Consider the following 25,867-nt stretch of genomic DNA (forward strand, 5'->3'; position numbering starts at 1 on the left):
GTTCGATTCACGGGTCAGTCGAGGAAGTCGCGCACGACGGTGTCGAGGGCTGCGACGGTGAGAGCGATGGAACCGATGTCGATGCGCTCGTCGTTGCCGTGGAACAGCTGGCGGAACGTGCCGTAGTCCCAGTGGCGACTCAGCAGCGCGAACCCGTAGGCGGGGATGCCGCGCCGGCGGTAGAAGCGGGCGTCGGAGCCGCCGACGCTGAGCACCGGGAGCAGGTCGGCGTCGGGATAGGCGCGGCGCACGGCCTTGCCGAGCGAGTGGAACAGCGGCGTGTCGACCGGGGACCGGGTGGCGGCGGCGAAGTCGTCCCCCTCGATTGTGACGTCGTCGGCCAGGTCGCCGAGGGCGTCCCGCAGGTAGGCGTCGACGTCGGCGGCCGCGATGTCGGGCAGCACCCGGATGTCGAGGGTGATCGTGGCGAGCGCCGGGATCACGTTGTCCTTGACGCCGGCCCGCACGATGTTGGGCGAGATGGTGGTGTGCGTCGACGCGTGGGCGAAGCCCGCCAGCACGCCGAGTTCGTTCAGGGCGTCATCGATCCGGGCGGGGTCGAGCAGCCGTTCGGCGAGCGGTGCGTCCAGGTGCAGGGCCGCGACGTAGTGCCGCCAGTCGGTGGTGATCTGCACCGGGGCGCGGTAACGGGCCAGCCGTTGCACGGCATCCGCTGCGATCACGGCGGCGTTTCGGGCGCCCCACGGGGCCGACCCGTGACCCGGTGTGCCGCGCACGACCAGGCGTCGCCCGGCGATGCCCTTCTCGCCGACCGCGGCGGAGATCAACGGCCGGGGGCCGACCATGGCGCCGCCGGACTCGGTCAGCACGTAGTCGGCGTCGATCAGGTCGAGCCGGTTCTCGGTGAGCCATTCCACCCCGAGCCGGCTGCCGTCCTCCTCGTCGGCGACGGCCGCGAAGATGAGGTCGCCGCGGGGGCGGAACGAACCCGTCGCGATGGCGCGGGTGACGACCGCGTAGCTGGCGGTCAGGTAGAGCATGTCGAGGGCGCCGCGCCCCCAGATTTCACCGTCGACGATCTCGGCCGCGAACGGGTCGCGGGTCCAGCCGCCGTCGCTGACCGGGACCACGTCGAGGTGGCCTACCAGGGCGAGCGAGGGCGCCGTGGGGTCGGTGCCGGGGATGCGGGCGATCAGGGACGCGCGTCCCGGGTGCGGTTCGACGACCTCGAGGTCGAGCCCGGACCCGGCGAAGAACCCTTCCAGCGTGCGCACGCTGCGGATCTCGCCGCCCGAATCGGGGCTGCCGTCGTTGACGCAGGCGTTGCGGATGAGGTCGCGCAGCAGGTTGATGGTCTGCCGGGTGAGGGCTTCCTGGTCGCTCATGCGCGGGTGCGGCCGCTGGGCACGGCATTCGGTTCGATGATGGGACCGGTCCTTTCGGAAGTGCCTGAACTCTACCCGGTGCCGTCGCCGGCGGATGACGCGTCGCATGCCGAGGCGCGGCATCCGGTGCGCCCGTTCCGGCACCGGTCCGCCCGCCGGGTGGGCGCCGAACCAATTCGACGGAGATTTTGCCGAAAAAGGGCGTTTTCAGGGGTGTTCGGGCCCGATTGGGGCAAAATCTCCGTCGAATTCGTTAGGGGCGGGGCTTGGGGTGCGGGGTGGCGTGCGCGGCGAGGGGGCTCAGGCGGCGAGCTGCTCGGCGACGCGGGCCGGGGCCAGCTGGGTCTGCAGGGCGGCCAGTAGCAGCGGCAGCTGCTCGGCGGGGGAATCCGGGGCCTCGGGGTGCCACTGCACGCCCGTGATCGGGGCGGAGGCGTGCTCGATGGCCTCGACCAGACCGTCCGGGGCCACGCCGGCCGGCGACAGGCCCTCGCCGAGCCGGCCCACGCACTGGTGGTGCGCGCTCTGCACCGAGATCCGGGTGGCGCGGAGGCTGCCCTGTAGTGTGCTGCCGGCGATCAGCCGAACCGGGTGCTCGCTCAGGATCCGGTCGATGGGCACTCCCACGTTGCGGTGGATGCCGTCCTCGATGTGCTGCACGATCGTGCCGCCGAGGGCCACGTTGATGATCTGCAGGCCCCGGCAGATGCCGAGCAGCGGGGTGCCGCGGTCCAGGGCCCGCCGCACGAGGGCGATCTGGCCGGCATCCGCCGTCTCGTAGTGGCGGGTTTCGCCCTCGTACCCGGTGTAGCCGCCGTAGAACCGGGGCGCGATGTCTTCACCGCCCATGATCAGGATGGCGTCGCAGGCATCCGTCGCCGTGAGCAGCTCGGGGGTGGTCAGGTCGGCCGCGGCCACCCGGGTGACCTGCCAGCCGCCGCGCTCCCCGGCGGTCACGGCGTTCCCGATCAGCACCTGCACCTTGGCGTGGTACTCGGGCAGGTCGGGCCGGTGACGGGTGACTTCGACGACGGCCAGCCGCGGCGCGGAGGCGGGAGCGGAGGCGGGGTAGGGCGGCGAGCTGAATGCTGAGGTCATGGTCGCCTTCCGCTGCCGGTTCCGGGGGTGGGGTGTCGCACCAGTCTGCAGGGAACCCGCCCGCGGGCCCCGCGGAGCCGTAACAGGGCGCAACAGACCGGGCGCAACGCAGCCCGCGCAACCGCGCACCGGCCGCGCACCCGCAGCGCGCCGCGCACGGTGGACTCGCCCCGCACACCGCTCTATGCTCGAAAAAGGAACCCCTGAGCATCGATACTGTGTGAGGAAGTGGGCCCATGCGGTCACGGTGGCTGATCCCGGTAGTCGCGGCAGCGGCCTGCGTCTGCGCCCCTCCCACGGTCGCGTGGGCCGAGGACCCGGTCACGTTCGGGGCCAGCCACATCGCCGACCCGGCGGGTGCCGTCACCGAACGCAGCGACGAGGTCACCGCGGCCCTGGACAAGCTGTATGCCGACACCGGAACCGACCTCTTCGTGGTCTACGTCGACAGTTTCACCGGCGTCTCAGACCGCACGCAGTGGGCCGACAAGACCGCCGACAACAACGGGCTGGGCACGAACGACGTGCTGCTGGCCGTCGCCACCGGCGACCGGGAGTACCAGCTGTCGGTCGCACCCGACTTCGCCCTGACGGATGCCCAGCTGACCGAGGTCGAGACCGTCGCCATCGAACCGGCCCTGCGCGAGAACGACTGGGCGGGAGCCGCCATCGGGGCCGCCGACGGCCTCGCCGCCAGCCTGCAGGGCCAACCGGTCACCGCGCCCGCGATCACGCCGGGTAGCGCCCCCGGCGGCAGCGGGGCCGGCGGGGGCGGCGGCTTCCTCGTCCTGGCGTTCGTGGTCATCGCCGTGATCGTGCTCCTGATCGTGGGCCTGGTGCTGTACTTCGTCCTCCGCGGCCGCCGCAAGGGCGCCCTGTCCGCCGGGGGCGCTCCGGCGACCGGGCTCCCGGCGCTGCCGACCCCCGAACTCAAACGGCGCGCCGCGAGCACCCTGGTGCAGACCGACGACGCGATCCGTTCCAGTGAGCAGGAACTCGGCTTCGCGATCGCCCAGTACGGCGCCGCCGCCACGGATGCCTTCCAGGCCACCCTGGTCACGGCGAAGGCCCAGCTCACCCAGGCCTTCGAACTGCAGCAGCAGCTCGACGACGCCATCCCCGACTCCGAGGAGCAGAAGCGGGCCTGGTACGGCGCGATCATCGACCTCTGCGGCCAGGCCAACGCCGCCCTGGACGCGCAGGCCGACAGCTTCGACGAGCTGCGCCAGCTGGAGAAGAACGCGCCGGAGATGGCGGCATCCGTCGCCCGGAAGGCCGCCGCCGTCTCCGACCGAGTGGCGTCCGCCGAGGCCGCCCTCGCTGCGCTCGGGGCCCGCTACTCCGAGGAAGTGCTGGGCACGGTCGCCGACAACGCCCGCGAGGCCCGGGAGCGGCTGGCGTTCACCTCGACCGCGCTGACCGAGGGCGGAACGCGGCTGGCCGGCGGCGACACGGCCGCCGCCGCCGTCGGCATCCGTGCCGCCGAGGAATCCGTCGACCAGGCGACGTTGCTGCTCGACGCGGTGGACCGGCTGGGTGCCGACCTGCAGGCGGCCGACCAGAGCGTCGCCGGCACGGTCGCCGAGCTGCAGTCCGACATCATCACGGCGCGCGGCCTGCCGACCGACACCCCCGCGTCGGCCGCGCTGCCCGGAGCGATCGAGCAGGCCGAGCAGACGCTGGCCGAGGTCACAACCCGGCTCGGCGCCGGCCACGTCAATCCGCTGGAACTGATGCGCCTGCTCGACGCCGCCAACACCCAGATGGATGCCGCGCTGCAGGGCGTGCGGGACGCCGTCGCCCAGGCCCAGCGCGCCCAGGCCGCCCTGAACCAGAACCTGCTGGCGGCGCGCGGCCGGGTGTCGGCCGCGGAGGACTTCATCACCGCCCGCCGCGGGGCCGTCGGCGCGGAGGCCCGGACCCGGCTGGCCGAGGCGGGACGGCTCCTGGTCGAAGCCGAATCCACGGCGGCCACCGACCCTCCCGCAGCCCTCGCGGCCTCCCAGCGCGCCAACGCCCTCGCCGCGGACGCCATCGCCCGCGCCCGAAACGATGTGGACGGGTTCGCCGGCCAGGGCGCCCGCGGTGCCGGCTACGGAGGCGGAGGCGGCGACAACGGCACGATGGGCGCCATCCTCGGCGGCATCCTGATCAGCTCGATCCTGTCCGGCGGCGGAGGCGGCCGGAGCGGCGGCATGTTCGGCGGCGGGGGCGGGGGCGGTCGCCGAGGCGGGGGCGGCGGCTTCGGCATCCCCGGCGGTTTCGGCGGCGCGGGCGCCCGGTCACGCCGCGGCGGCGGGGGCAGGTTCTAGGCGCCGGGCACATCCGTTTCACACCACTTCCCGACACAATGGAAACATCCGTTCATCCGGACATTCGAAAGGACACCGCAATGACGAAACAGTCAATCTTCGGCCGCATCTCCCAGCTGGCCAAGGCGAACATCAACGCGCTTCTGGACTCCGCGGAGGACCCGAAGCGCATGCTCGACCAGATGGTGCGCGACTACACCAACAGCATCGCCGACGCGGAGAGCGCCATCGCAGAGACGATCGGCAATCTGCGCCTGCTCGAGGACGATTACCGCGAAGACGTCGAGGCGGCGAGCGAGTGGGGCAGCAAGGCCCTGGCAGCCAGCCGCAAAGCGGATGAACTGCGTTCGGCCGGCAACGCGGCCGACGCGGACCGCTTCGACAACCTCGCCAAGGTGGCCCTCGGACGCCAGATGCAGTCCGAGAAGGAAGCGAAGCAGGCCGAGCCGCAGATCGCCTCGCAGACCGCCGTCGTCGCCCAGCTCAAGGACGGCCTGAACAAGATGAAGGAGAAGCTGAACCAGCTCTCCTCCAAGCGCAACGAACTGATCGCCCGCTCGAAGACCGCCGAGGCGCAGACCAAGGTGATGGATGCCGTCAAGAGCATCGACATCATGGATCCCACCAGCGAGGTCAGCCGTTTCGAAGACAAGATCCGCCGCGAGGAAGCCCGCGTGCGCGGTGCCAACGAGCTGGCCGCATCGAGCCTGGACGCCCAGTTCGAAAGCCTCGAAGACCTCGGCGAGCTCTCCGAGGTCGACGCCCGGCTCGCCGCCATGAAGGCCGGCGGAACCAGCTCCATCACGCAGTAGCAACGCTCCGGGCCTCCGCTCGGGGCGCAACCGGGTGCCGACGGGAACATCCCGCCGGCGCCCGTCTCTGTGCCCGCAGAAATCTCCCGCGGAATCAGGGTCTTGGAGCATACTGAGGAGATGGCTCCCACCTTCGTTGTTGTGCCGCAGTGGCAGGGTTCGGTTTCTCCGCGCGCGATGCGCCTGAGTGACGGGGCGGAGGCGATCCGGGGCGACCTTCCCTCGTCGGCGACCCGGGAGGTTCCCGTGCCGGTCGAGGCCGGAGATTCGCAGGGCACCGGCATCGACCGCTTCTCCACCCTGGTCACGGTGCGGGAGCGCCTCGCGGCCACGCTCCGCGGCAGCACCGACGCGGTGCTGACGATCGGCGGCGACAACGGGATCTCCCTCGCCGCCGTCGAACACGCCGCGCGGGAGCATCCGGGTCACCTGGCCCTGGTCTGGCTCGACGCGCACCCGGCCCTGCACACCCCGGAGTCCTCGCCCTCCGGCGGGTTCGCCGGCATGGTGCTGCGGGCCATCACCGGCGAGGGGGCCGAGGGTCTGACCCTCGGCGCCGACGACCGCATCCCGCTGGAGCGGGTCGTGATCGGCGGCGCCCGGGACATCGACCCGGCCGAAGCCGACCTGATTCAGGAACTTCGGATCGTGAGCCTCCCGATCGAGGACCTGGACACCCCCGATGCATTGGTCGCCGCCGTGCTCGCCACCGGGGCAACGGCGTTCTACCTGCACCTGGACCTGAACGTGCTGGACCCGTCCGTGCTGGGCGGCCTGGCCGACCTGTACCCGTTCGGGTTGAGCGTCGAGGCGCTGAACGCGGCGATCACCGCCCTGCGGGCGAACTTCGAGCTGGCCGGAGCCACCATCGCCGGCTTCTCGCCGTCGTCACCGGAAGCGGCCAGCGACGACCTCCCCAGCATCCTGCGCATCATCGGCGCCCTGACCCGCTGACGAAGTCGGCCCGGTCTCGACCGAGGCCCCATTAACCCGCTCTGACCCGGCCTTGCGCTCACCGACCCGGCGGCACACCCGTAGCATAGGACCGACGCGCCGAGCGTCACGACGCCAAAGGAGGCATCCGTGAACGAGCAGATTTCCGGTTCCGAGCAGTCCGGTCCCGAACCAAGGATCATCACGGAGCGGCGCGGACACGTGTTCCTGATCGGGTTCAACCGACCGGAGAAGCGCAACGCCGCCGACTTCGCCCTGCTGCAGCAGCTGGCCCTCGCCTACGGTGAGCTCGAACGCGACCCCGAGCTGCGGGTCGGCCTCGTTTACGCCGTCGGCGACCATTTCACGGCCGGTCTCGACCTGGCGGACGTCGGGCCGAGGATCGGGCCGGACGGCCTCGACATGGTGCCCGAAGGCGGCATCCACCCGTGGCAGGTCGACGGGCGGAGCGTGTCCAAACCGGTGGTGATGGCGGTGCAGGGCACCTGCCTCACCCTCGGCATCGAGCTCATGCTCACCAGCGACATCTCCGTCGCGGCCGAGTCGACCCGGTTCGGCCAGATCGAGGTGGCCCGCGGCATCCTGCCGTTCGGCGGCGCCACCATTCGCTTCCCGCGCGCCGCCGGCTGGGGCAATGCGATGCGCTGGCTCCTCACCGGCGACATGTTCGACGCCGCGGAGGCTCACCGGATCGGTCTCGTGCAGGAGGTCGTGCCGGACGGCACCCAGTTCGACCGTGCGCTGGAACTGGCCGAGCGGGTCGCCGCCCAGGCGCCGCTCGCCGTGCAGGCGACCCTCGCGAACGCCCGCACCGCCGTGCGCGACGGCGCCGCGGCCGCCGAGGCGGAGCTGCAGCCAGCCCTGGCCCGCCTGGCCGCGACCGAAGATTCCCTCATCGGCATGGAAGCCTTCGTGACCCGGAAGCCCGCGACCTTCGTCGGCCGCTGAGCCGCTCCCGAAGCACCGACCGACGCACTGACCGACGCACTGACCGAAGTACTGACCGCACCACTGACCGAGGAGAGACGGATGCCCGCCGCCAGCAGCAGCACCTATGACGTGATCGTGATCGGCGCCGGCGCCGTGGGTGAGAACGTCGCCGACCGCACCAGCTCGTCCGGGTTGCGCACCGTCATCGTCGAGGCCGAACTGGTCGGCGGCGAGTGCTCCTACTGGGCCTGCATGCCATCGAAGGCCCTGCTGCGCAGCGGCGCCGCCCTGGCCGCAGCCCGGCGTGTGGGCGGGGCCGTCGAGGCTGTGACCGGCGACGTGGATGTCGCGGCGGTGCTGCGCCGCCGCGACGCCATCACGCACGACTGGTCGGACGAGAGCCAGGTTCGCTGGCTGGAGAAGGCCGGGATCGCCCTGGTGCGCGGCCACGCCCGCCTCAGCGGCGTGCGCGAGGTGACCGTGACCTCCGCCGACGGCCGGGCGACCGTGCTGACCGCCACGCACGCGGTGGTCATCAGCACGGGATCCGCGGCCCTGCTGCCGGACATCCCCGGCCTGGCCTCCGTCTCGCCGTGGACCAGCCGCGAGGCGACCAGCGCCCGGGGCATCCCGGACAGCCTGGCCATCATCGGCGGCGGCGTGGTCGCCGCCGAGATGGCCACCGCGTACGCCTCCCTCGGCGCGGAGGTCACCATGATCGTGCGCGGAGGCCTGCTGAGCACACAGGAGCCCTTCGCCGGCGAACTCGTCACGGCGGCGCTGCGGGCCGGCGACGTCACCGTGCTCACCGGCGTCTCGACCACCGGGGCCGCCCGCAACGGTGACGGCGACGTGACCCTTACCCTCTCCAACGGCACCCGGGTCACCGCGACCGAGGTGCTCGTGGCCACCGGCCGGTTGCCCCGCACCCGGGACGTCGGGCTGGAGACGGTCGGCCTCGTCCCGGGCGACTGGCTCGAGGTCGACGACACCCTGCTCGTGCAGGGCTCCTCCCCCGAGCTGGCCGGGGCCTGGCTCTACGCCACCGGCGACGTCAACCACCGGGCCCTGCTCACCCACCAGGGCAAGTACCAGGCGCGGGCGGCCGGCGATGTGATCGCGGCCCGGGCCGCCGGCACGCCCGTCGACGACCAACCGTGGGGCACCCACGCCGCCACCGCCGACCATGCGGCCGTGCCGCAGGTCACCTTCACCGACCCCGAAGTCGCGTCTGTCGGGCTGACCCGGGACGCTGCCGAGAGGGCAGGGTTCCACATCCGGGTGCTGGACTACAACCTCGGCTGGGTGGCCGGGGCATCCGTGCACGCCGACGACTACACCGGGTCGGCGCGTGCCATCGTGGACCTGGACCGCGAGGTTCTGCTCGGCGTCACCTTCGTCGGGCCGGATGTCGCGGAGTTGCTGCACGCGGCGACCATCGCCGTGGTCGGCGAAGTGCCGATCCGCCGGCTGTGGCACGCCGTTCCGAGCTACCCGACCCTGAGCGAGGTCTGGCTGCGCCTGCTCGAGGAGTACGGGCGCCCCTGATCGGCGGGCCGGGCCGCCGGCCGCCGTCCCCCGTCCCCTCGGCCCCCTCGCCCTCGTGCCCCGAAGGCTCCCGCCCGTCGCGGCGCACGTTGTGGACGCGGGCGCGGGCTAGAACCACCGCCGCCACGCTCAACCTGCGCCGCGGAGTCACAGTCGAGCGTCACCGTCGAGGATCATCGGATACTCAGCCTTCTGCCGCGGGGGCCGCCTACGCTGGTGGGGTGCGCCGCATCCTGTTCGACTCCCCCATCAGCCGGGCCGGCTACCTCTACGCCACCACGGTGGGCCTGGTCTGGGCTTCGATCTGGAGCACCGGCACGGTCGAGCGCCGAGGCGGCCTCGTCGTCTTCCGTGGGATGCCCGCCTGGACCTTCGGCCGCGGCGGATCCTGCGTCGGCGCCTGCTACCTGACCAACCAGAACGTGTCGACGGCGATCCTCGAGCACGAGGCCGTGCACAAACGCCAGTGGCAGCGCTTCGGCATGGTCTTTCCGCTGCTCTACCTGGTGGCCGGCCGCAATCCGCTGCGCAACCGCTTCGAGATCGAAGCCGGCCTCGAGAAGGGCGGCTATGCCAGGTAACACCGAATCACTCGACCCAGGGGGACCAGAATGACCGCACGAACAATCCTGATCACCGGCGCCAGCGACGGGATCGGCACCGCCGCCGCCCGCGCCCTCGGCCGGGACGGCGACCGCGTCGTGATCGTGGGCCGCTCCCCCGCCAAGACCGCCGCCGTGGCCGCGGAGCTCGGCGCGGACTTCTTCGTCGCCGACTTCGCCCGCCTGGACGAGGTGCGCACCCTCGCGGCGCAGCTGCTGGAACGCTACCCCCGGATCGACGTGCTCGCCAACAACGCCGGCGGCATCATGGGCAATCGCGAAACGACCGTCGATGGCTACGAGTTGACCTTCCAGGTCAACCACCTGGCCCCCTTCCTGCTGACCACGCTGCTAATGGAGCGGCTCGTCGCCAGCCAGGCCCGGGTGATCAACACGTCCAGCGCCGCCAACCTGCTCTTCGGAAAGATCGACCTCGACGATCTGCAGGCCGAGACGAAGTACTCCGCCAACAAGGCGTACGGCGACGGCAAGCTCGCGAACATCCTCTTCACCAGAGAGCTCCACCACCGCTTCCACGACCAGGGAATCAGCACGGCCGCCTTCCACCCCGGCGTGGTCGCGACGAGCTTCTCCACCGGGTCGACCACCCTGATGCGGCTGATCTACCGCACCCCGCTCAAGCGACTGCTGCTCGGGGCGGAACAGGGCGCCGACACCCTGGTCTGGCTGGCGACCGCGAAGCCCGGGACCGACTGGGTGTCAGGCGAGTACTACGAGAAGCGCGTCATCCAGAAGGCCAACAAGCAGGCCTACGACCCTGCCCTGGCCGCGGCGCTCTGGGAGCAGAGCGCCGCCCTGGTCACCGGGCACGCCGCGCCCCTGCCCGGCTAGATCCACGCGCGATTCACACCGGATTCGTGTTGGTCACCCGGCGCGGTGGCGCGCGGGTGGTCTGGCGCGCATGATGGTTCCAGAACAGGCCGCCCGACCCTGAACGCGGGCCCGGCCGACAGGAGGACACGATGACCTACGCACACACGATCACGGTGGACGCACCGTTCGACGAGGCGGTCCAGCTGACCCGGGTGGCCCTCGCCGCCCAGGGCTTCGGGGTGCTGTCTGAAATCGACGTGCACGCCACCTTCGCGGAGAAACTCGGCGCGGACGCGGCCCAGACGGTCGGCGATTATCTGATTCTCGGCGCCTGCAACCCGGGGCTGGCACGGCGGGCGATCATGGCCGACCCCGAGATCGGCGCCCTGCTCCCCTGCAATGTGGTCGTGCGACGCGGTCCCGACGCCGAAGCCACCACCGTGCAAGCCATCAATCCAGCCATCATGGTGCAGCTCAGCCACGCCCCGGAGATCGCGTCCGTCGCGGCCGATGCGGACAGCCGGTTGCGGGCCGCCCTCCTCGCGGTGCAGGGCGGCCCGGCCCGCGCCTGAAGCCGGCGACTCCACGCGTGCCTGCCCCTCCGCGTGCCCATCCGGGCGGCGCCCCGGGCACGCGCAACGCCCGGCCTCGAGAGAGACCGGGCGTTGCGTGCGAACGGATGCCGCGGTGCCGCGGGTCCCGCTACTCGACGGGGTAACCGGATGCGGCCTCGGCCAGCAGGTCGGCTTCGGCCCAGGTCGCGAGGTTCGCGCGCAGCTTCACGCCGAGGTCGGCGTCGACGCTGGTCCAGTACGCGATGGCCCGCTCGGTCACCTCGGGGCGCTGGACCCCGCTGATGGCGCCGGTGATCGTGTCCAGGAAACGTGCCTTGGCCGCGTCGTCGTAGACGTCGCGGTACAGCGTGCCGGCCTGGCCGAAGTCGCTGTCATCGCTGCGCAGCTTCGCCGCGGCGCGCAGGAGCTCGCCGTCGTTCTCCCAGCCGCCTTCCGCCGCGAGCAGCGGGTCGGCCACCGGGCCGCCGAGCGAGTTTGGCGCGTAGTTCGGCGCGGTCGGCGGGTTGTAGTGGTGGCGCGCCGCGCCATCCTGCGAGTAGTTATTCACCGGCGACTTCGGCGCGTTGACGGGCAGCTCGGCGAAGTTCGTGCCGACGCGGTATCGCTGGGCGTCCGGGTAGGAGAAGATGCGCGCCATCAGCATCTTGTCGGGGCTGGCCGCGATGCCGGGAACGAAGTTCGCCGGGGAGAAGGCCGCCTGCTCGATCTCGGCGAAGAAGTTCTCCGGGTTGCGGTTGAGGGTGTGCGTGCCGATCTTTATCAGCGGGAAGTCGGCGTGCGGCCAGACCTTCGTGATGTCGAACGGGTTGTAGCGGTAGGTCTTGCCCTCTTCGTAGGGCATGACCTGCACCGACACGTCCCAGGAGGGGAAGTCGCCGGCATCGATGGCGTCGGAGAGGTCGCGACGGTAGTAGTCGGCGTCGGCGCCGGCGATGAGCTCGGCCTCCGAGCCCTCCATCTCGATGTTGCCCTGGTTGGAGGTGAAGTGGTACTTGACCCAGAAGCGCTCACTGGCGGCGTTGATCCACTGGTAGGTGTGCGAGCCGAAGCCGGGCATCTCGCGCCACGAGCGCGGCAGACCGCGGTCGCCCATCAGGTACGTGACCTGGTGCGCGGACTCCGGGGACAGAGTCCAGAAATCCCACTGCATGGTCGCGTCGCGCAGGCCGGAGCCCGGCAGGCGCTTCTGCGAGTGGATGAAGTCGGGGAACTTGATGCCGTCGCGGATGAAGAACACCGGGGTGTTGTTGCCGACGATGTCGTAGTTGCCCTCGGAGGTGTAGAACTTCACCGAGAAGCCGCGCACGTCGCGCCAGGTGTCGGGGCTGCCCTGCTCGCCGGCGACGCTGGAGAAGCGCTGCAGGGTCTCGGTGGTGGTGCCGGGCTGGAAGACCGCGGCGCGGGTGTACGCGGACACGTCCCCGGTGACCTCGAAGACGCCGTGTGCTCCGCCGCCCTTGGCGTGCACGATGCGCTCCGGGATGCGCTCCCGGTTGAACTGGGCTAGCTTCTCGACCAGGTACCGGTCGTGCAGGGCCGTGACACCGTCGGTTCCGACGGTCAGGGAGTGCTCGTCGCTGGCGACGGGGGTTCCCGTCTGCGTGGTGGTGGGCTTGATAGTCATCGTGCTCCTTTGTTCGACAGCTGGGCAGGTGCGGTAAGTGTGGGGTCGACCGGCGTGGCGCCGATCGGGGTGGGGTCGGTGCCGGCCGCTTCGCTCTGGCAGTCGGGGCAGAGGCCCCAGTAGGTGACCTCGGCCGTGTGCACGGCGAAGCCGGACGCGTTGGCGGGAGTGAGGCAGGGGGCGTCGCCCACGGCGCAGTCCACATCGTGCACGGCGTTGCAGCGGGTGCAGACGATGTGGTGGTGGTTGTCGCCGACCCGGCGCTCGAACAGGGCCGAGGACCCGGCGGGCTCGATCTTGCGCGCGATTCCGGCAGCGGTGAAGGCCGCCAGAACACCGTAGACCGCCTGCAGGGACGTGCCGGGAAGCTGCAGCCGCACGGCAGTGAAGAGCCGTTCTGCCGTGGAGTGCGGGGCATCCGTCAAGGCCCGGAGCACGGCCAGGCGGGGCGCGGTGACCTTGAGGTTCGACGCACGGATGCTCGCGTCGAGGGGCTCCGGCGCCCCGGCCTGCGTCACCTCTGTCCCCGTCATGCCTCCACGCTAACAGTTGTTTTGATTCCCTCAAAACAAGGCCACCCTCACCACGCCCCGCCCGCGGCGGGCGGGCCGGTCTCGGCTAGGCCGCGGGGCGACTGCCGGGCAGCGCCGGCCCGCCGTCTAGCAGGGAGTCGCGATAGACACCCACGACCCGCGCGAGGAACTCCGCAACGACGTTCCGCTCGGCCGCCGACAGGTCTTCCGCCAGCGCGGCCACGCCGCCGATCACGGGCCGCAGCTCCTCGAAGGCGCGGACCACCGACGAGGGGGCCGGCACCACGACCACCTTGCGGCGGTCCGAGGCGTGCGGATGCCGCTGCGCATGCCCGAGTGCGACCAGGCGGTCGACCACGAGGGTGGTCGCCGCGGTCGAGATGTCCAGGCGGCGCGACAGCTCGCTCGGGGTCAGCGGCCCCTCCTGCATCAGGTGCTCCATCGCGGAGAGGTCGGTCGAGTTCACCTCGAGGGCCTGCCCGACCTGGCGTTCAAAGGCGCGCGAGAGCTGCACGATCTCGTGCAGACAGACTCCGATCGCGGCGGCGGGCGGCAGTGAGGCAGCGGCCGGGCCCGGGCGGGCGGCAGTGGCCGGGGTGACGCCTGCGGGCGCACCGGAAGCGCCCGTCTCAGACCCGGGAACGAACTTGCGGCGTTCATCCATATGGCCATACTATTACGAGACATAGCTAGGGCGCCTAGCAATCAGGCTAATTGGAGGAAATCGTGATTGCGATTCTGCGGTTCATCACCGGTCGAGGCACGGCCTGGATCGTCCTGGCCGCGACGGCCGTCGCCGTCGGCCTGCTGTTCACGCTCCTCCCGGCCAATGATTCGGAGGAGTTTCCCAGCTCGGGCCTCCCCTCCTCGAGCCAGGCCGCCCAGGTCGACAAGCTCCTCACCGAGTTCCCCTCCGCGAAGCAAACCTCCGCCATCGTGGTCTGGAGCCGGGACGGCGCCGAGCTGACCGACGCGGACATCGCCGCGATCACCGAGCGCGGCGCCGCCCTCGGCGAGCAGTCCACCGCGCCGCGGGCCACGACGCCGCAGTTCAGCTCGGACCAGCAGGCCGCCCTCAGCGTCGTGCCCCTGGATGCGGACACGGCCAACGCCGACATCGGGCAGACGGCCGCCGACATCCGTGCCGCCGCGTCGAAGGATCTCCCGGCGGGTCTGACCGCCTATGCCACCGGGGCCGTCGGGTTCCAGTCCGACATCACCAACGCCTTCGCCGGGGCCGACCTGCGACTGCTGCTCGTCACCGTGATCGTGGTGGCCGTGCTCCTGATCGTGACCTACCGCAGCCCGGTGCTCTGGATCGTCCCCCTCGTCGTCGTCGGCCTGGCCGACGGCCTCGCCGCGGTCGTCGTCGGCGCCCTCGCGCAACCGTTCGGCATCACCCTCGACCCGTCGGTGGCCGGCATCCAGTCGGTGCTGGTCTTCGGCGCCGGCACCAACTACGCCCTGCTGCTCGTGGCCAGGTATCGCGAGGAACTGCTCCGCACCGAGAGCCGCAACGACGCCATGCTGACCGCGGTCCGCGGCGCCGGCCCGGCCATCGCGGCCAGCGGCGGCACGGTGGCGCTGAGCCTGCTCACCCTGCTGTTCGCGGAACTGTCGGGCAACCGCGCGCTCGGCTTCGCCTGCGCGATCGGCGTGGTCATCGCCATCCTCTTCGCCCTGATCGTGCTGCCGGCCGCGCTCGTGGTCTGCGGGCGCGGGCTGTTCTGGCCGTTCGTGCCGCGGTTCGTGCCGGGGGCCGGCACCGAGCTGCGCCCGGGGTTCTGGACCCGGCTCGGCCGCGGCGTGCAGCGACGACCGGTGCTGATCACTGCCGTCTCCATCGTTGGGCTCGGCGCCCTCAGCCTCGGGCTGATCGGCGCATCCGTCGGCCTCTCCCAGGCCGACCAACTGCTCGGCAAGCCCGAGTCCGTTCAGGCGCAGGCCATCGTCGAAGAATCCTTCTCGGCCGGTCTGACCAGCCAGACCATCGTTCTGGTACCGGATGCCGCGGCCGCCGAGGCCGGCACGCTCGCCGAACAGACCCCCGGCATCGACTCAGTGCAGCCGGGCGAGAGCGCGAACGGCCTGACCCGCCTCAATCTCTCCCTCGCGAGCGAACCGGGCAGCGACGCGACCTTCGCCACCATCGGAAACCTCCGCGGGGTCTACGCCGACGCGCCCGGCGAGGCGTCGAAGGCGCTGGTCGGCGGCAGCGACGCCACCGCGTTGGACAACAAGACGAGCGCCAGGTCCGACCAGGACCTGATCATCCCGATGATCCTGGCCATCGTGTTCGCCATCCTGGCCCTGCTCCTGCGGTCGCTGGTGGCCCCCGTGCTGCTGATCGGGAGCGTTCTGGCCACCTTCTTCGCCAGCCTCGGCGCCTCCAACTGGATCTTTCAGAACCTGATGGGCTTCCCGGCCTTCAACACGAACGTGGTGCTGTTCGCGTTCCTGTTCCTTGTGGCCCTGGGCGTGGACTACAACATCTTCCTCACCACCCGGGCCCGGGAAGAGAGCATGGCGCACGGCACGAAGGAGGGCATGGTTCGCGCCCTCTCGTCGACCGGCGCGGTGATCACGAGCGCCGGCATCCTGATCGCCGCCGTCTTCGCGGTGCTGGGCGTGCTGCCCGTGGTGGCGCTGACCCAGATCGGTGTCATCGTCTGCATCGGCGTGCTGCTGGACACCCTGGTGGTGCGCACCCTGGTGGTGCCCGCGCTGGTGTTCCTCACCGGCGACCGGTTCTGGTGGCCGTCCCGCCCGGCCGCGAACGCGGCACCGGCCGAGCGTCCGTCCAGCGCCGCGGCCCCCCGCACGACGCAGCGCGTCTAGCCGGCGAGCCCGCGCGCCCGGCCCCGCTCCTAACGAATTCGACGGAGATTTTGCCCGAATCGGTCCCAAACAGTCCGTAATCGTGTTTTTAAAGCAGTTTCTCCGTCGAATTGGTTCAGGGACGCCGGGGCTCGGGCGGCGTGCGGTGCTGCCAGCGCAGGCGGCGCTCGAGCTGCGCGCCGAGGGCGAGCAGGGTGGCCTCGCCGCCCGGCCGCCCGATCAGCTGCACCCCCATCGGCAGGCCCTCCCCGGTCTGGGCGACCGGCAGCACGATCGCGGGCAGCCCGGTCACATTGACCATCGAGGTGAACGGCGTGTACTGCACCTGCTGCGCGAAGTTGCGTTCCCCGTCCGCCTGGTCATACGAGCCCAGCGGGCGGGGCGTCAGCGCGAGGGCCGGCGTGAGCACCGCGTCGAAGCGTGACAGCTGACGGATGAACGAGCGCTCGTAGGCGGCCAGGGCGGCGAGCGCCTCGGCCAGGTCACGGGCCGACAGGGCACGCCCGCGGCGCATCAGCCAGAGCGTGAGCGGTTCGAGCAGCGATTCCTCCGCCGGCGTCTCGGCGGGGATGCCCGCGGCTCCGGCCTGCCAGATCGTGCGGAAGGCCGGCGAGTAGCTGTCGTCGGGTTCGAGCGCGGTGTCCTCCAGGCCGTGGCCCAGGGCCGCGAACTCGTCGGTGGCCGTCGCCAGCGCGGCCAGGGCCTCCGGCGCGATCTCGATCGGGTAGGCGTCGTCCCACGCGGATGCGGTCATCACCCCGAGCTGGAATCGTCCCTCGCCGCGCACCGCGGCGGCCAGGAGCGGGGCGTCGTCGCCGGGCGGGCGCAGCGCGAACTGGTGCTTCGGATGCCCGCCCCGCGGCGTGACCATCGCGTCGAGGAGGAGCGCGGCATCCGTCACGGTCCGCGCCAGCGGTCCGGCAACGCTGAGGCCGCCGAGGGCGTCGATGCCGGAGGACGTCGGCACGCGGCCGCGCGAGGGCTTCAGGCCGACGAGTCCGCAGGCCGCCGCGGGGATCCGGACGGAGCCGCCGCCGTCGGACCCGGGAGCGAACGGCAGCAGGCGGGCCGCGACGGCGACCGCGGCCCCGCCGCTGGAGCCCCCGGCCCCGCGGGATCGGTCCCACGGGTTGCGGGCGGGCGGCGAGGCGAGGCTCTCGGTATAGGAGGGCAGCCCGAACTCGGGGGTGTTCGTCTTGCCCAGGCTCACGCCGCCGGCCATGTCGAGCGCCTGCACCAGACCGTCGGATTCGTCCGGCACGAAGTCCCGCATCAGCCGGGACCCGAACCGGGCCGGCACGCCGGCGCGGCGCTGGAGATCCTTGTCGCCGAACGGCAGCCCCCAGAGCGGCGCCGTGCGCGGCACGTGGTCCTGCACGAACCGGGCGCGCTCCCGGGCGGCGTCCGCCGTGACGGTCACGAACGCGCCGAGGCAGGGATCGAGGTCCTCGATCCGGCCGAGGTAGTGATCGGTCAGTTCGACGGGGCTGAGCTCGCCGCGCTGCAGCGCCTGCCATTGTTCGAGAGCGGTCAGTTCGTGCGGAGCGGCCATCCCCCGAGCCTAGTCACCGCGCCCTCCCCCCGGCTCAACACCGGCTCAGGAGCGGGAGAGGCCGGTCAGCAACGCCTGGAAGGCGCGCGGCGCGGCACGCAGCACGGATGCCGCCGCCCACGTCGCGGCCCACGGCAGGGGCTGCGCCACGTTGACGATCTCGTACTGCACGAGCGAACCGGTCTCGTCCTCGGGCCGCACCTGGTACTCGCCGCGATACCACCAGCCGCGCCGCAGCACGATCAGGCGGCGCTCGGCATCCGTGTACAGGGTCCCGCCGGCTTCCCCTCTGGGAGCCAGGGCCGCCGCGAGCCGCCGGAACACCACGTCGGGGCCGGCCTCCAGATGGCCGGCGAAGGACCGCAGCACCGTGTGGCGTTCGGGCAGGTCAGGAGGAGCATCGGTCATGCTCCGACCCTACGCGGCCCGACGGACTAGCCTTGCCGCATGAAGCGGACAATCTTCAACCCGATCGGCACCACCGCACTCGTCACGGGCGCCTCGAGCGGCCTCGGCCGCGGGTTCGCGCGCGAGCTGGCGGAGCGTGGGGCGGACCTCGTGCTCACCGCTCGCCGCCAGGACCGCCTCGAAGAGCTCGCGGTGGAACTGGCCGAGAAGTACGGCACCGTGTCGACGGTGATCCCCCTGGATCTGGCCCGCCCCGGCGCCGTCACCGAGTTGGTCGCCGACCTGCACAGCCGGGACATCACGGTTGGCACCCTCGTCAACAACGCGGGATTCGGCAGCTGGGGCGACGTCCGGGATTCCGACGCCGACCGGGCGCACGAGCAGGTGGCTCTGAACGTGCAGGCCCTCACGGACCTCACCCATGCGCTCCTGCCGGATCTGCTCCGAACCCTCCGGGAACGGCCCGGCTCCGCCGCCCTCGTCAACATGGCCAGCACGGCCGCGTTCCAGCCGGTCCCGCACATGGCGGTCTATGGCGCCACCAAGGCGTTCGTCCTGCGTTTCACCGAGGCGCTCTGGGCCGAGACCCGGGCCGGCGGGCTCAAGGTCACCGCCCTCTGCCCCGGCCCCGTCGCCACCGAGTTCGCCGGCATCGCGGGCAACGTGCACCGGTTCCGGCGGGTCCTGACGGTGGATGACGTGATGCGCACCGCCTTCGACGCGCTGGACCTGGCCGACCCGCCGCCGTACGTGGTCAGCGGCCGCCGCAACGCCGTTCTCGCCCGGATCGTGGGCGTCCTCCCGCACCGCTTCTCGCTCGGCCTCGTCGGCCGGCTGTCCGCGCTGGGCCACCGCCGCCCGGGGCGCTGAGTCCGCGCTACGTGAGAGTCAGGCTACTTGAGGCTCTTCTGCATCAGCACGGTGCCGAGCCAGCGGTCGAATTTGAAGCCGACCTTGCCCATCCGGCCGATCTCGTCGAAACCGAAGTCGCGGTGCAGCTTGATCGACGCGTCGGCGCCCTGGTCCGCGATCACCGCGATGATCTCCTTGAGGCCGGCCGACTTCGACCGGTCGATCAGCTCGCCCAGCAGCACCCGGCCGAGCCCCTTGCCGGTGGAGGCCGCGCCGAGGTAGATCGAGTTCTCGACCGTGAACCGGTAGGCCCGCTTCTCCTTCCACGGGCTGACCAGCGCGTAGCCCAGGAGCTGCCCCGCCGGCGACACCGCGACGATGAAGGGCATGCCGAGCTTGCCGAGGTAGTAGAACTTGCTGCGCCAGGCGGCGAGGGTCATCGGGTCGACGTCGAAGGTGACCGTGCTGTTGGCCACGTAGTAGTTGTAGATCTCCCGGATGTACGGCAGGTCGGTGATCTGCGCGTCGCGCATCGTGTATTCGAACGGCGCCTCCTCGGGGGGCGCGGGTCGCAGATGCCGGGGCAATTGCCGACGCGGCTGGTATTCCTCTTCAAGCACAGCTGACTCCTCCGGGAGATTCCAGATTACCCGAGCGACCAGTCGACCGGGGCCGCCCCGGCGAGACGGAGCTGCTCGTTGGCCCGGCTGAAGGGCCGGGAACCGAAGAATCCGCGCCGCGCCGACAGCGGGCTGGGGTGCGCGGACTCGATCATGGGAGTGTCCCCGAGGAGCGGCTTGAGGGTGGCGGCGTCCCTCCCCCAGAGGATGGCGACCAGGGGCCGGTCGCGGGCGACGAGCGCGCGGATGGCCTGCTCCGAGACGGCTTCCCAGCCGTTCCGGCGGTGCGCCCCGGCCACGCCCTGCTGCACGGTGAGCACCCGGTTCAGCAGCAGCACGCCCTGGCGCGACCAGGGCGTGAGGTCGCCGTCGGCGGCCGTGACGCCGACATCCTCGTGCAGTTCCCGGCAGATGTTCTGCAGGCTGCGCGGCAGCGGTCGCACGTGCGGGTCGACCGCGAAGGCCAGGCCGATCGGATGCCCCGGGGTCGGATACGGGTCCTGGCCGACGATCAGCACGCGCACGGCGTCGAACGGCTCGGCGAAGGCTCGGAACACGTTCTCGGGCGCCGGCAGCCAGGGCCGGCCGGCCCGGGTCTCGCCCTGCAGGAACGCGGCCATGGCGTCGATCTCGGGCCCGACGGGTTCGAGTGCCGCGGCCCAGCCCGGATCCATGGCGCGGCTGCGCGCCAGTGCCTGCAAGGTGAAGGGCATCCCGGCGTCAGGCGCCGAAGGTGCTGACGAGCACGCCGCCGTCGGACTGGCTGACCCGCCAGACGCTGCCGGCTCCGACGACGCTGAGCGCGCCCTCGCCGACGACCAGCGCGGTGTTCTCGTCGACGGCCAGGCCGCCGTCGATCAGGCCGGCCTCGGTGGCGGCGACCAGCCGGGACAAGGTGCCCCACTGGGCGGCGTGCACCTCGACGGTGACGTCGAGCAGGCCGATGCCGGGTTCGATCGTGATCTCGTCCAGGCCCTCCGCGGCGTGTTCGGCGCTGACCTCGACCCCGCCCATCCGCCAGCCGCCGATCAGGGCGCGCTCAGCGGCGATCATGGCTCCGGCCGAGAAACCCAGGTAGGGGATGCCGGCGGCCACCTGGCGGCGGATCTCGCCCGCGATCGGTGCGACGGCCGCAAGGTACGCCGGAGTGAGCCCGCCGCCGACAACGATGCCGTCGACCTCGGACACGGCCGTCAGGGCTGCGGTGTCGCCGTGGGCCACGGCGGTCACCTTCGGCTCGAAAGCACCGGCGGCGGCGACCGCTTCGACCAGGTTCGCGGCGTGCTCGGCCGCGTCACCGTCCCGCACGGCGATGATGGCGATGCGTGGCTCGGCCCGGCCCGCGGCCTCCGCCCGGCGGCCGGCCTCGGCCAGGAACGGGCCGAAGACGTCGGCGAAGGCTCCGGGGTTCCAGCCCCCGCCGACCAGGTGAACGCTCACGCGACGACCTTCTCGGCAGCGGCAGCAGCGGTGACGGCGACGGCAGGCGCGGTGGTGTCCACCGGGACGGTCACGGCGGGCAGCGAAGACCAGGGGAACACGATCCAGCGGTCCGTCTCGCACCAGGTGAAGTCGGGCACGAGCACCGTGCGCGGCTTCGTGAACAGGGTCGCCGTGCGCACCTCGCAGGCGGCTTCGCGGAGCAGGGCGACGACCATGGCGAGCGTGTTCCCGGAGTCGGAGACGTCGTCGACCAGAAGCACCCGGAGGCCGGTCAGGGACGGCGCGTCGAGCATGGGGCCGGAGAGAACGGGCACCGGGAGGCGCTCGTCGACCCCGGTGTAGAACTGCACGTTGATGCTGCCGCAGTTCTTGGTGCCGAGCGCGTACGACATCGCCCCGGCGAGCAGCAGCCCGCCGCGGGCGATGGCGATCACGACATCCGGTTGAAAACCACTGGCAAGCACGTCCGTCGCCAGCTGGCGGGACGCGTCAGCGAACACGCCCCAGTCCAGGACCTCCCGTTGGGTGTCGGCCAGGTCTGCTGCTGCGTCGTCCGCGTCGAATGCCATTGTCCAATGCTAGGTCACGACAGGTGCCGCTCCTCATGGCCGTTGTAGAGCGACAGTGGCCGGATCAGTGCGTTGGCCGCGGTCTGCTCGATGATGTGCGCCGTCCAGCCGGCCAGGCGCGCCGCGACGAAGATCGGCGTGAAGGTGAGCGTGTCGAACCCCATCAGGTGGTACGCCGGCCCGGACGGGTAGTCCAGGTTGGGCTGGATGCCGGTGCGCGCCGTCATCCCCGCGGCCAGGGAATCGTAGAGCTCGAGCAGGTCGGGCCGCTGGTAGTGCTCGACCAGCGTGAGCAGCGCGGTCTGCATGGTCGGCACCCGGGAGTCACCGTGCTTGTAGACGCGGTGGCCGAAGCCCATCACCTTGCGCTTGGCGGCGAGGGTCTCATTCAGCCAGGTCTCCGCGCGTTCCCCGGCTCCCGGGCCGAAACCGATCTCGTCGAAGATGTGCATCACGGCCTCGTTGGCGCCGCCGTGCAGCGGCCCCTTGAGCGCGCCGATCGCACCGGTGATCGCCGAGTGCAGGTCGGACATGGTCGAGGTGATCACCCGGGCGGTGAAGGTCGACGCGTTGAAGGAGTGCTCGGCGTACATGATCATCGACACGTCGAACGCGTTCACGACCACGAGTTCCGCCACCTCGCCGAAGGTCATGAACAGGAAGTTGGCCGAGTAGCCCAGGTCGTCCCGGGGTTCGACCAGGTCCAGGCCGTGGCGGCGGCGCTGGTCGTAGGCCACGATCGCGGGCATCTGCGCCCAGAGGCGCAGCCCCTTCGCCCGGTTGGCCTCCGGTGACGGGTCGGCCGCATCCGGGTCGTTGGCGCCGATCAGGCTGACGGCGGTGCGCACCACGTCCATGGGGTGGGCGGTCATCGGCAGTTCGTCGATGACGCGCTTCACCGCGGGGGCCAGGTGGCGCAAGCCCCGTTCCAGCTCCTCGAACTCGGCCAGCTGCGCCTCGGTCGGCAGCTCACCGTGCCAGAGCAGGTACGTCACTTCCTCGAAGCTCTTCTGCGCCGCCAGTTCCTGCACCGGGTAGCCGCGGTACAGCAGGGAATTCGATTCGGGGTTGACCTTGGACACTGCGGTCCGGTCCACCACGACGCCGGCCAGGCCCTTGAAGACCGTCGGTTCGTTCTGACTCATGTCGCTCCTTTGCGTAGAGAAAAATGCAATGTCGCTACGAGGCGACGTTCGGGTTGAGGGTGAAGTTGAAGACGCCGGAATCGAAGTGGCTGTAGGACTCGTAGTCGAGCAGCTCGTACAGCTTGGCGCGGTGCTGCATCTCCGGCAGGAGGGTGGTCAGCGAGCCCTCCGCCTCGATGGTGTCGAGTCCGCGCTCGGCGGCGCCCATGGCGAGTCTGAGCAGCGAGACCGGGAAGATCACGATGTTCATGCCCACGTCCGCCAGCTGCGCGGTCGTGTACAGCTCGCCCTTGCCGAACTCGGTCATGTTCGCCAGCACCGGCACGTCCACGGCGGCACGGATGGCCGCGAACTCGGTCAGCGACGCCATCGCCTCGGGGAAGATCGCGTCCGCACCGGCGTCGACGAGTTTCTTCGCCCGGTCGACCGCCGCGGCCAATCCATCGACGGCACGGATGTCGGTGCGCGCCATGATCAGGAAGTTCGGGTCGCGCCGTGCGTCGACGGCCGCTCGGATGCGCTTGGCCGCCGTGTCATCGTCCACGACCTGCTTGCCGTCGAGGTGCCCGCACCGTTTCGGGTTGACCTGGTCCTCGATGTGCATGCCGGCCAGGCCGGCATCCTCGAGGGTCTGGATCGTGCGGGCTACGTTCATCGGCTCGCCGAAGCCCGTGTCGGCGTCGACGATCGTCGGCAGGTCGGTCATCCGGGCGATCTGCTGGCTGCGTCCGGCCACCTCGGTCAGGGTGGTCAGGCCGATGTCCGGCAGGCCGAGGTCGGCCGAGAGCACGGCGCCGGAGATGTAGACGCCCTCGAATCCCTTGGCCGCGATCAGCCGGGCGGACAGCGGGTTGAAGGCTCCCGGGAAGCGCAGCAGCCGGCCGGTGGCCAGTGCCGCGCGGAACCCGGCGCGTTTGTCGGCCGGGGTGAGCGTCGAGTACAACATCAGAAGATTCCGTTCGGGGTGGGGAGGGAGGCGAGCAGGCCGTTGCGGGCCACGATGGTGAGCTGGCCGAGTTCGCCGGCGCCGAGTTTCGGCAGGCGCTCGGCGGCGCTGAGGAAGCGCACGATCTCGCCCTCCTCCAGCACCTCCGCCGCGAGGGTACGGAACTTGTTGATGTACTCGGCGCGGCCGAACGGCTTGGCGCCGAGCGGGTGGGCATCGGCGACGGCGATCTCGTCGATCACGTGGGTGCCGTCGGTGAGCTCGATCTCCACGCGGCCGCCGAATGCCTTCTCGGCCGGGTCGAGGGAGTGGTACCGGCGGGTCCACTCCGGGTCTTCCGTCGTGGTCACCTTGTTCCACAAGGCCACCGTGTCGGCACGATTGGCGCGTTCGGGCCGGTAGGAGTCCACGTGGTGCCAGCTGCCGTCCTGGAGTGCGACGGTGAAGATGTACGGGATGGAGTGGTCGAGGGTTTCGCGGCTGGCGGTCGGGTCGTACTTCTGCGGGTCGTTCGCGCCCGAGCCGATCACGTAGTGGGTGTGGTGACTGGTGTGGATGACCACGGAGGCGATGTTCGCCGGGTCGACCAGTTCGGGGTGCTCGCGGTGCAGCTTCCGGGCCAGGTCGATCCAGGCCTGCGCCTGGTACTCGGCCGAGTGCTCCTTGGTGTAGCTGTCCAGGATGGCGCGCTTGGCTTCGTTCGCCTCCGGCAGCGACACCTCGTAGGCGGCGTCCGGACCGTCGAGCAGCCAGGCGATCACGCCGTCCTCGCCCTCGTAGATCGGGGTGGGGCTGGTTTCGCCGCGCATCGCGCGGTCGACGGATTCGACCGCCATCTTTCCGGCGAAGGCCGGGGCGTGCGCCTTCCAGCTCGAGATCTCGCCCTTCCGCGACTGCCGGGTGGCCGTCGTGGTGTGCAGCGCCTGGCCGACGGCCTGGAAGATGGTCTCGACGTCGAGGCCGAGGAGGGTGCCGATTCCGGCCGCGGCCGACGGGCCGAGGTGGGCGACGTGGTCGATCTTGTGCGCGTGCAGGCTGATCCCCTTGACCAGGTCGATCTGGATCTCGTACCCGGTGGCGATGCCGCGCACCAGGTCGCTCCCGCTCAGGCCGCGGGCGTTGGCCAGGTGCTGGGCCACGGCCACGACGGGCGGGATGTTGTCGCCGGGGTGGGAGTACTCGGCGGCGAGGAAGGTGTCGTGGTAGTCGAGCTCGCGCACGGCCACGCCGTTGGCCCAGGCGGCCCACTCCGGCGACACCCGGCGGGAGCGCTGCTCCCCGAACACGGTCGCGCCGACGCCGTTGAAGGACCGCGGATGCGCCAGCGCCTGCGAGCGGGCGGCGACCACCGGGCGACGGGTGAGCGACGCCGCGGCGACCGCGGCGTTGTCTATGACGCGGTTGATGATCATCTCGGTCACCTCGTCCGTGACCGCGACCGGGTCGGCGGCGACTTCGGCGATCTTCCAGGCGAGCTGGTCCGTCCGGGCGAGATTCTCGTCACTGCGGTGAACACGAACGTGGTGAAGCTGCACGATGGATCCTTTCGATTAGCCGGCCGGATCGGCCGCGTGCCCCTGGATCGCCGCGAGGACGTTCGTGAGGCTTTGGTGGAGGTGAACGTGGGTGGCATGGGCGGCCAGCGACGAGTCGCCGGCCAGGATGGCCTCGATGATGAGCAGGTGCTCGGCCGCTGCGGCCCGCAGCCGGCCGGGATTGTCCCGGCCCAGCCGACGGATGCGGGCGAGGTGGGTGCGCACCCCGGCGAGCGCCCCGACCAGGAACGGGTTCATCACGGCCGCATCGAGCGCGTCGTCGAACTCGGTGATCAGCTCGTAGTAGCGGCTCAGGCCCGCCGGCCCCCGCTCGAGCAGGCCGGGGGCCTGCACGAACTGCGCCCGCAGCGCCTCGAAGACGGCCGGGTCCCGGCGCTCGGCGGCGATGCGCGCGGCATGTTCCTCCAGCGCCCGCCGCACCTCGTAGAGCTCGCGGATGCTGTCCACCGACATCTCGGTCACCATGAAGCCGCGGCCGGGGCGCCCGGCCACCAGACCGTCGGAGATCAGGCGGGCGATCGCCGCGCGCAGGGGGGTTCGTGACACCCCGATCCGGGCCGACTGCTCGACCTCGAGGAGTCCGGCACCGGGCGCCAGCAGTCCGTCGAGGATCTCCCCGCGCAGCTGACGGTAGGCGCGTTCACTCGCGCGGACCGGCGGCGCAACCCCCGCCGTTGGGGTTTCTGTATACACAACTGACATGTTATTCCCTTTGCGCCCACACTGTGCAAGACTTCACCGATTCTATGTATACATAGGAACTTCAACGG

Annotated in this window: 25 protein-coding genes; 10 read left to right on the top strand and 15 right to left on the bottom strand. The window is 71.1% G+C overall.

All coding sequences use genetic code 11. The features are described 5' to 3' along the window. Window positions 1–14: 14 nt before the first annotated feature. Both E3T37_RS15395 and E3T37_RS15400 read right to left on the bottom strand, forming a co-directional pair. A complete protein-coding gene (locus E3T37_RS15395) occupies window positions 15–1,346 on the bottom strand; it encodes a M20/M25/M40 family metallo-hydrolase (RefSeq protein ID WP_134368152.1) in 1,332 nt (443 codons plus the stop codon). Window positions 1,347–1,646: 300 nt separating this feature from the next. Next, window positions 1,647–2,444, bottom strand: coding sequence for a gamma-glutamyl-gamma-aminobutyrate hydrolase family protein (locus E3T37_RS15400; RefSeq protein ID WP_134368153.1), 798 nt, complete (start codon window positions 2,442–2,444; stop codon window positions 1,647–1,649). A 236-nt stretch (window positions 2,445–2,680) separates the two neighbouring features. Here E3T37_RS15400 and E3T37_RS17715 point away from each other — a divergent pair, with 236 nt between their 5' ends. The 8 genes from E3T37_RS17715 to E3T37_RS15440 all read left to right on the top strand — a co-directional run bounded on the left by E3T37_RS17715 (window position 2,681) and on the right by E3T37_RS15440 (window position 11,008). Continuing rightward, entirely contained in the window at window positions 2,681–4,756 is a 2,076-nt protein-coding gene (locus tag E3T37_RS17715; RefSeq protein WP_134368154.1) for a TPM domain-containing protein, read from the top strand. An 80-nt stretch (window positions 4,757–4,836) separates the two neighbouring features. Continuing rightward, the gene (locus E3T37_RS15410) at window positions 4,837–5,568 is read left to right on the top strand and encodes a PspA/IM30 family protein (protein WP_134368155.1); all 732 of its coding nucleotides are present in this window, start codon (window positions 4,837–4,839) and stop codon (window positions 5,566–5,568) included. 120 nt (window positions 5,569–5,688) lie between these two features. Continuing rightward, window positions 5,689–6,522: an arginase family protein gene (locus tag E3T37_RS15415; protein ID WP_134368156.1), complete on the top strand. Its 834-nt coding sequence runs from the start codon at window positions 5,689–5,691 to the stop codon at window positions 6,520–6,522. Window positions 6,523–6,651: 129 nt separating this feature from the next. Beyond that, a complete protein-coding gene (locus tag E3T37_RS15420; RefSeq protein ID WP_241978718.1) occupies window positions 6,652–7,470 on the top strand; it encodes a crotonase/enoyl-CoA hydratase family protein in 819 nt (272 codons plus the stop codon). An 81-nt stretch (window positions 7,471–7,551) separates the two neighbouring features. After that, complete coding sequence (locus E3T37_RS15425) at window positions 7,552–9,000, top strand: NAD(P)/FAD-dependent oxidoreductase (RefSeq protein ID WP_134368157.1); 1,449 nt, start codon at window positions 7,552–7,554, stop codon at window positions 8,998–9,000. Window positions 9,001–9,221: 221 nt separating this feature from the next. Further along, on the top strand, window positions 9,222–9,581 hold the full coding sequence (locus E3T37_RS15430) for a Fe-S oxidoreductase (protein ID WP_134368158.1): 360 nt from the start codon (window positions 9,222–9,224) through the stop codon (window positions 9,579–9,581). Between the two features lie 30 nt (window positions 9,582–9,611). Continuing rightward, window positions 9,612–10,454 carry an SDR family NAD(P)-dependent oxidoreductase gene (locus E3T37_RS15435; protein WP_134368159.1) on the top strand — a complete coding sequence of 281 codons (843 nt, stop codon included), beginning with the start codon at window positions 9,612–9,614 and terminating at the stop codon, window positions 10,452–10,454. A 131-nt stretch (window positions 10,455–10,585) separates the two neighbouring features. After that, the gene (locus tag E3T37_RS15440; protein ID WP_134368160.1) at window positions 10,586–11,008 is read left to right on the top strand and encodes a DUF302 domain-containing protein; all 423 of its coding nucleotides are present in this window, start codon (window positions 10,586–10,588) and stop codon (window positions 11,006–11,008) included. Window positions 11,009–11,138: 130 nt separating this feature from the next. Here the strand turns inward: E3T37_RS15440 and E3T37_RS15445 are convergent, their stop codons facing one another. From E3T37_RS15445 to E3T37_RS15455, 3 genes are all read right to left on the bottom strand, one after another. Then, the gene (locus E3T37_RS15445; RefSeq protein ID WP_134368161.1) at window positions 11,139–12,635 is read right to left on the bottom strand and encodes a catalase; all 1,497 of its coding nucleotides are present in this window, start codon (window positions 12,633–12,635) and stop codon (window positions 11,139–11,141) included. Then, window positions 12,632–13,168, bottom strand: coding sequence for a Fur family transcriptional regulator (locus E3T37_RS15450; protein WP_134368162.1), 537 nt, complete (start codon window positions 13,166–13,168; stop codon window positions 12,632–12,634). Before E3T37_RS15450 ends, E3T37_RS15445 begins: the two co-directional genes overlap by 4 nt. A gap of 85 nt (window positions 13,169–13,253) precedes the next feature. Beyond that, entirely contained in the window at window positions 13,254–13,832 is a 579-nt protein-coding gene (locus E3T37_RS15455; protein WP_241978717.1) for a MarR family winged helix-turn-helix transcriptional regulator, read from the bottom strand. A 62-nt stretch (window positions 13,833–13,894) separates the two neighbouring features. Between E3T37_RS15455 and E3T37_RS15460 the strand changes: the two genes are divergently transcribed. After that, the gene (locus E3T37_RS15460; RefSeq protein WP_134368163.1) at window positions 13,895–16,006 is read left to right on the top strand and encodes an MMPL family transporter; all 2,112 of its coding nucleotides are present in this window, start codon (window positions 13,895–13,897) and stop codon (window positions 16,004–16,006) included. Between the two features lie 115 nt (window positions 16,007–16,121). On the opposite strand, the gene E3T37_RS15465 is transcribed toward E3T37_RS15460, so the two are convergent. Together E3T37_RS15465 and E3T37_RS15470 are read right to left on the bottom strand one after the other, a co-directional pair. Next, window positions 16,122–17,558 (bottom strand): amidase, encoded by a 1,437-nt coding sequence (locus tag E3T37_RS15465; protein WP_134368164.1) that lies wholly within the window; start codon window positions 17,556–17,558, stop codon window positions 16,122–16,124. 45 nt (window positions 17,559–17,603) lie between these two features. Continuing rightward, entirely contained in the window at window positions 17,604–17,966 is a 363-nt protein-coding gene (locus E3T37_RS15470; protein WP_134368165.1) for a hypothetical protein, read from the bottom strand. Window positions 17,967–18,005: 39 nt separating this feature from the next. Between E3T37_RS15470 and E3T37_RS15475 the strand changes: the two genes are divergently transcribed. Beyond that, complete coding sequence (locus tag E3T37_RS15475) at window positions 18,006–18,836, top strand: SDR family oxidoreductase (RefSeq protein ID WP_134368166.1); 831 nt, start codon at window positions 18,006–18,008, stop codon at window positions 18,834–18,836. 23 nt (window positions 18,837–18,859) lie between these two features. Here the strand turns inward: E3T37_RS15475 and E3T37_RS15480 are convergent, their stop codons facing one another. Genes E3T37_RS15480 through E3T37_RS15515 form a run of 8 tightly spaced genes read right to left on the bottom strand, consistent with a single transcriptional unit; the run spans window position 18,860 to window position 25,790 of the window. Further along, the gene (locus tag E3T37_RS15480) at window positions 18,860–19,438 is read right to left on the bottom strand and encodes a GNAT family N-acetyltransferase (RefSeq protein ID WP_174235713.1); all 579 of its coding nucleotides are present in this window, start codon (window positions 19,436–19,438) and stop codon (window positions 18,860–18,862) included. A gap of 26 nt (window positions 19,439–19,464) precedes the next feature. Beyond that, entirely contained in the window at window positions 19,465–20,151 is a 687-nt protein-coding gene (locus E3T37_RS15485) for a uracil-DNA glycosylase (RefSeq protein ID WP_134368167.1), read from the bottom strand. A gap of 7 nt (window positions 20,152–20,158) precedes the next feature. Beyond that, the gene (locus E3T37_RS15490; protein ID WP_134368168.1) at window positions 20,159–20,878 is read right to left on the bottom strand and encodes a Type 1 glutamine amidotransferase-like domain-containing protein; all 720 of its coding nucleotides are present in this window, start codon (window positions 20,876–20,878) and stop codon (window positions 20,159–20,161) included. After that, window positions 20,875–21,450 (bottom strand): phosphoribosyltransferase, encoded by a 576-nt coding sequence (locus E3T37_RS15495; RefSeq protein WP_134368169.1) that lies wholly within the window; start codon window positions 21,448–21,450, stop codon window positions 20,875–20,877. Before E3T37_RS15495 ends, E3T37_RS15490 begins: the two co-directional genes overlap by 4 nt. A gap of 14 nt (window positions 21,451–21,464) precedes the next feature. Continuing rightward, window positions 21,465–22,595 (bottom strand): bifunctional 2-methylcitrate synthase/citrate synthase, encoded by a 1,131-nt coding sequence (locus E3T37_RS15500; protein ID WP_134368170.1) that lies wholly within the window; start codon window positions 22,593–22,595, stop codon window positions 21,465–21,467. A gap of 34 nt (window positions 22,596–22,629) precedes the next feature. Continuing rightward, on the bottom strand, window positions 22,630–23,541 hold the full coding sequence (prpB, locus tag E3T37_RS15505; protein ID WP_134368171.1) for a methylisocitrate lyase: 912 nt from the start codon (window positions 23,539–23,541) through the stop codon (window positions 22,630–22,632). After that, on the bottom strand, window positions 23,541–25,079 hold the full coding sequence (locus tag E3T37_RS15510) for an MmgE/PrpD family protein (protein WP_134368172.1): 1,539 nt from the start codon (window positions 25,077–25,079) through the stop codon (window positions 23,541–23,543). Before E3T37_RS15510 ends, prpB begins: the two co-directional genes overlap by 1 nt. Before the next feature lie 12 nt (window positions 25,080–25,091). Further along, a complete protein-coding gene (locus E3T37_RS15515) occupies window positions 25,092–25,790 on the bottom strand; it encodes a GntR family transcriptional regulator (protein WP_241975856.1) in 699 nt (232 codons plus the stop codon). Between the last annotated feature and the right edge of the window lie 77 nt (window positions 25,791–25,867).

Source organism: Cryobacterium sp. TMT2-10, assembly GCF_004403075.1.
Taxonomy (GTDB): Bacteria; Actinomycetota; Actinomycetes; order Actinomycetales; family Microbacteriaceae; genus Cryobacterium; species Cryobacterium shii.

Coding starts and splice junctions, on each gene's coding strand:
- E3T37_RS15495 (WP_134368169.1), bottom strand. CDS start 21,450: ATGGCATTCGACGCGGACGACGCAGCAGCAGACCTGGCCGACACCCAA.
- E3T37_RS15425 (WP_134368157.1), top strand. CDS start 7,552: ATGCCCGCCGCCAGCAGCAGCACCTATGACGTGATCGTGATCGGCGCC.
- E3T37_RS15475 (WP_134368166.1), top strand. CDS start 18,006: ATGAAGCGGACAATCTTCAACCCGATCGGCACCACCGCACTCGTCACG.
- prpB (WP_134368171.1), bottom strand. CDS start 23,541: ATGTTGTACTCGACGCTCACCCCGGCCGACAAACGCGCCGGGTTCCGC.
- E3T37_RS15485 (WP_134368167.1), bottom strand. CDS start 20,151: ATGCCCTTCACCTTGCAGGCACTGGCGCGCAGCCGCGCCATGGATCCG.
- E3T37_RS15435 (WP_134368159.1), top strand. CDS start 9,612: ATGACCGCACGAACAATCCTGATCACCGGCGCCAGCGACGGGATCGGC.
- E3T37_RS15455 (WP_241978717.1), bottom strand. CDS start 13,832: ATGGATGAACGCCGCAAGTTCGTTCCCGGGTCTGAGACGGGCGCTTCC.
- E3T37_RS15410 (WP_134368155.1), top strand. CDS start 4,837: ATGACGAAACAGTCAATCTTCGGCCGCATCTCCCAGCTGGCCAAGGCG.
- E3T37_RS17715 (WP_134368154.1), top strand. CDS start 2,681: ATGCGGTCACGGTGGCTGATCCCGGTAGTCGCGGCAGCGGCCTGCGTC.
- E3T37_RS15465 (WP_134368164.1), bottom strand. CDS start 17,558: ATGGCCGCTCCGCACGAACTGACCGCTCTCGAACAATGGCAGGCGCTG.
- E3T37_RS15500 (WP_134368170.1), bottom strand. CDS start 22,595: ATGAGTCAGAACGAACCGACGGTCTTCAAGGGCCTGGCCGGCGTCGTG.
- E3T37_RS15395 (WP_134368152.1), bottom strand. CDS start 1,346: ATGAGCGACCAGGAAGCCCTCACCCGGCAGACCATCAACCTGCTGCGC.
- E3T37_RS15400 (WP_134368153.1), bottom strand. CDS start 2,444: ATGACCTCAGCATTCAGCTCGCCGCCCTACCCCGCCTCCGCTCCCGCC.
- E3T37_RS15470 (WP_134368165.1), bottom strand. CDS start 17,966: ATGACCGATGCTCCTCCTGACCTGCCCGAACGCCACACGGTGCTGCGG.
- E3T37_RS15450 (WP_134368162.1), bottom strand. CDS start 13,168: ATGACGGGGACAGAGGTGACGCAGGCCGGGGCGCCGGAGCCCCTCGAC.
- E3T37_RS15445 (WP_134368161.1), bottom strand. CDS start 12,635: ATGACTATCAAGCCCACCACCACGCAGACGGGAACCCCCGTCGCCAGC.
- E3T37_RS15440 (WP_134368160.1), top strand. CDS start 10,586: ATGACCTACGCACACACGATCACGGTGGACGCACCGTTCGACGAGGCG.
- E3T37_RS15415 (WP_134368156.1), top strand. CDS start 5,689: ATGGCTCCCACCTTCGTTGTTGTGCCGCAGTGGCAGGGTTCGGTTTCT.